Origin of the sequence: Serratia sp. 506_PEND, from assembly GCF_001076875.1 — a bacterium.
In the GTDB taxonomy this organism is placed as follows: Bacteria; Pseudomonadota; Gammaproteobacteria; order Enterobacterales; family Enterobacteriaceae; genus Serratia; species Serratia marcescens.
On sequence record NZ_JVEL01000112.1, the window covers coordinates 1 to 1,779 of the forward strand.

The window sequence follows — 1,779 nt, forward strand, 5'->3', positions numbered from 1 at the left end:
GCCAAAACGAGCGATGCCCCAGGATAACTCCGTGAAATAAAAAGGTGATAGTGAAATGCAGTTTTTATAACTCCATGTCGACACACTCACTGATTCATCACATTAAAAATAAATACTGCTTAAAATATCCATTCACCCTCAGCTCATGTAATTATTGAACCAGTCCAACATCAGCTTTGGCTCGCGTTGGAAGTACAGATAACCATCCCAGCGGTGGGTGGTATTACGGATCCAGTGCAGCTGTTTCTCTTTAACCGGCATGCTGTCGAAAATGTTCTGCACATCGGATGGCCGGGTCATCACGTCGTCATGTACCTGATAGATGAAGGTGGGGACGCTGGTGTTGGTCCGCGCAGGCACGGAAGGATCCATGTCATCCAGATGGAAACTGGTGACCATCGCCAGACGTTCGTCAATTTCATCAAGACGGTCCGGGATGCCGGCCAATTCCGTCGCGACGCCGACGGCGGCACGCATGGAAATCGGCTGTGGCATAACCACACAACGGACGTCATTGAACTGCTCCGGATATTTCGCCATCGCAAAGAACGTCGCGTTACCGCCCATGCAGCGACTGAACAAACCGATTTTCTTTCCTTTCAGGTCAGGACGGCTGCGGACATAGTTCAATGACCCCACGACGTCGCGCGCTTCCAGCACGCCGATGCTGCCGATACCGCCGTTAGCTTCGCCGCTCAGCCCCAGATTGCGCAGGTCGTAAGCCAGTACGTTGTAGCCTGCATCGTGCAGAATTTTATAGTCCGGCAGGAAGCTGAAAGCGAAATCGTTACCGCCTGCAGCGCCGATGGAACGCCACGGCTCGCGGTCGGCAGGCAGACCAGTCCGGCTACACCACACAGGGTGGTTACAGATGATGACCTTGTCGGAACCTACGCAAGGGATGAACCACGCTTCCAGCGGCACGCCGTCCAACGCTGGGAAAAAGACGTCTTCATACTGCAGGCCGAAGTCAGTGGGTTTGCCGATGACCGGAGAACGGATAGGTTTACTGAAAATAGCAACCATGCTTTCAACGATGGCATCGGCTTCTTCACGGCTTGGCGTAGACGTTGTCTGTGTCATGATATTGTGCTCCATTTATAATACATTGGTTAAAGTGCATATTAGTTAATCAATAGTTCGCAGATGCGCTGTATTGCTTAGCTGAGATGGATACTAGTAAGGATATTGTTTGCGATAAATAGCAAAAATATAAACGTATTGTTTCATTAAACAACAACAATAGGGGCAATGAGAAAAAGACAGAAGCAGCAATCAGACAGAGGCTGGCCTCAGCGATAATAAAAAATCACTTACACCAATAACAAGTCACAACTTATTATTAATAACGCCAAAAAATCCCATGACGTAAAAACCCACATAAAATGCCGACAGCGTTTCAATTTGATAAGTCAGCGGCTCATTTAAAATCACGGTGAATATATCGATAGGGTTATGTTCACTCTGGTGGCTTGTCAGAAGGAAAAGTGCCGCTGCTGTTCAATCACAGACTCGCCGCAATGCCGCATCGTCGAGTACCAATTTTGACATTTTTGCACTGGCGCTTAATCACGTAAGGCTCATTGCCAGAGCAAACGACGACAGGATAAACCTGCTGATTAAAAAAGGCGCCTCTTCCCCATGTCCCCTCTGACTTTCTAAAGCACTGTATTTTAATACCGTCATGGTGTGCGTGGCGCAAAGCGGCATCCATCGCCAAAAGTCGCCATACGCTGCAGTCCTCTGCGTAATATAATAATTTTCTGAGCGATTTTTTTT

Annotated in this window: 2 protein-coding genes; both read right to left on the reverse strand. The window is 48.3% G+C overall.

Going from position 1 to position 1,779, the window contains the following annotated elements; all coding sequences use genetic code 11:
• Positions 1-138: 138 nt before the first annotated feature.
• The gene (locus ADK28_RS03295) at positions 139-1,083 is read right to left on the reverse strand and encodes an alpha/beta hydrolase family protein (RefSeq protein WP_048794878.1); all 945 of its coding nucleotides are present in this window, start codon (positions 1,081-1,083) and stop codon (positions 139-141) included.
• A 421-nt stretch (positions 1,084-1,504) separates the two neighbouring features.
• Positions 1,505-1,779: hypothetical protein (locus ADK28_RS32655; RefSeq protein ID WP_204375361.1), on the reverse strand; the 275-nt coding region annotated here is incomplete at its 5' end.

What these genes read in the sequence shown, in the direction of transcription:
- ADK28_RS03295 (WP_048794878.1), bottom strand. Translation starts at nt 1,083, where the DNA reads ATGACACAGACAACGTCTACGCCAAGCCGTGAAGAAGCCGATGCCATC.